Source organism: Streptomyces sp. W16, assembly GCF_033194735.1.
Lineage (GTDB): Bacteria > Actinomycetota > Actinomycetes > Streptomycetales > Streptomycetaceae > Streptomyces.
The window spans coordinates 1-2,278 of sequence record NZ_JAWOAI010000910.1 but is presented as its reverse complement, the minus strand read 5'-3'; the positions used below and the strand labels follow the sequence as shown (position 1 = coordinate 2,278).

The window sequence follows — 2,278 nt, the reverse complement described above, 5'->3', positions numbered from 1 at the left end:
CGTCCTGCACGTCCCCGGCGGCCACACCCTGTCCCGCAACGGCGGCCAGGAGGCCGGCTGGCTGCGCTGCCGCGTCACCGAACCCCACCCCGACCAGCCCTTCTACACCACCTCGCCGACCGTCCGCTCCGCCGAGGCCTTCACCATCGGCGGCACCACCACCGTCGTCCACGCCGACACCGTCTACGACGAGGCGCTCGGCGAGTCCACCGGCCTGCCGGGGCAACGGCTGCGGCTCGCGCACACCCCGGTCGTCGGCGACAACCCGCCGCTCCTCCTGCAGACCGCCGAACACGACGGCTGGACGGACTGGCAGGTCGTCCCGCACTTCGCCGCCTCCGGCCCGCACGACCGCCACATCACCCTCGACGCGGCCACCGGCGAACTCGCCTTCGGTCCCGCCGTCCGCGAACCCGACGGCTCCCTGCGCCAGTACGGCCTGGTCGCCCCCAAGGGCTCGGTGATCCGCGCCCGCCGCTACCGCACCGGCGGCGGCCGGGCCGGCAACGTGGCACGCGGCGCCGTGCAGATCCTGCGCAGCTCCATCCCGTACGTCTCCGAGGTCGTCAACCGTGAGGCGGCGCGCGGGGGAGTGGACGGCGAGACGGTCCAGGAGGCGAAGACCCGCGCCCCGATCACGCTGCGCGCCCAGGAGCGGGCGGTGACCCTCCGCGACTACGAGGAACTGTCGCGCCGGGCCGCCCCGGAGACCGCCCGCATCACCTGCCTGGAGGGCGACGAGGGTGAGCACGGGGCATACGCCGTACGGGTGTTGGTGGTGCCGCAGGCCGTGCCCGACCCCGGGGGACGACTGCGCTTCGAGCAACTCGTGCCCGGGGACGCCCTGTTGGAGCGCATCACCCGGCATCTCGACGAACGGCGGCTGATCGGGACCCGGTTGGCGGTCGGCCCGCCCTTCTACCAGGGCGTCACCGTGGTCGCCACGGTCCACGCCTTCCGGGGCGTGGACAACGACCGGGTGCGCCGCCAGGCCCACGACGCCCTCTACCGCCACCTCGACCCGCTCACCGGCGGATCGGACGGAAAGGGCTGGCCGTTCGGGCGCCCGGTGCAGTCCGGGGAGGTCTTCGCGGTGCTCCAACGGGTGCCCGGCGTCGAGCTGGTCGACGAGGTCGTCCTGCACCCGGCCGACCCGCTCACCGGCAAGCGCGGCGACCCCACCGACCGCATCGACCTGGAGCGGCCGTCGCTGGTGTTCTCCTTCGACCACCGCGTCCGCGTGATCGGAGACGGCGCGTGAACATCACCAACTCCGGCCCGGGAGGCGCGCGTTGAGAGGATCAGTGGACGGCCTCGGCTCGTCCGCGCCGATCGGCGCGATGCTGCCCGCCGTGTTCGCCGACGACGACCTCGCCCAGCGTTTCGTCGCCGGGCTCGACGAGGTCGTAGCGCCGATCCTGAGCGTGCTCGACTGCCTCGACACGTACTTCCGGCCGTCGCTGGCACCGCTCGACTTCGTTCAGTGGCTGGGCAGTTGGGTCGGTGCCGAGACCGACGGCAGCGAACCGGAGGCTCGGCTGCGGGCCGCCGTGGCGGCTGCCACGTACCTCCACCGCATCCGCGGCACCCGGCGCGGCCTGGCCGAAGCCGTCCGGCTCGCCTTCGGGGTCGAACCGGAGATCACCGAGAGCGGCGCCGCCGACTGGAACGCCCGGCCGCTCGGCCCGGTACCCGGCGAACGCAGCCCCCGGCTGCACGTACACCTGCGCCTGCCCGCACCCACCACCCTGGACACCCACCGCCTCGACGCCCTCGTGGCGGCGGCCCGCCCCGCCCATATGCCGTACACGGTCCAGGTCACCACCACCGTGCCCGCCGAAAGGAACCCCGAGAGATGACGACCACCCAGAGCTGCGCCGAATGCGGAACCCGCGCGGAACCGGGCCAGTCGTTCTGCGACGCCTGCGGGGCCGTCCTGAGCTGGACGGACCGCGCGGGCGCGCGCACCGGGGCGGCGGCCGAACGAGGCGAGGGCGCCACCGGCACCCCGGCCGGCGGCGGCGACCCGGGCTGGGACGCCTACTCCCAGTCCGACACGGGCGGGGTGCCGCAGACGCGCCGGGACGTGCCGACCACGAACGACACCGGGGGCAACAGGGTTCCGGCGCAAGGGAGTTCGGCCTCGGACGACCCCGCGGCCCGACTCGACGCACTGTCCCTGCGCCTGGACGCCCTGGCCGCCGGCTCGTACGACTCCGTCGGCGCGGGCACGAGGCAGGAGCCGGCGAACGTCGATGCGTCCGGGGCCGTTACACCT

Annotated in this window: 2 protein-coding genes and 1 pseudogene; all 3 read left to right on the top strand. The window is 74.4% G+C overall.

The features are described from left to right. Positions 1-1,261: putative baseplate assembly protein (locus R6V09_RS51300; RefSeq protein ID WP_317888275.1), on the top strand; the 1,261-nt coding region annotated here is incomplete at its 5' end. 31 nt (positions 1,262-1,292) lie between these two features. Next, positions 1,293-1,859, top strand: coding sequence for a phage tail protein (locus R6V09_RS51295; RefSeq protein WP_262062747.1), 567 nt, complete (start codon positions 1,293-1,295; stop codon positions 1,857-1,859). Next, a pseudogene (locus R6V09_RS51290) lies at positions 1,856-2,278 on the top strand (hypothetical protein); the annotation flags it as partial. The gene R6V09_RS51295 and the pseudogene R6V09_RS51290, both read left to right, overlap by 4 nt.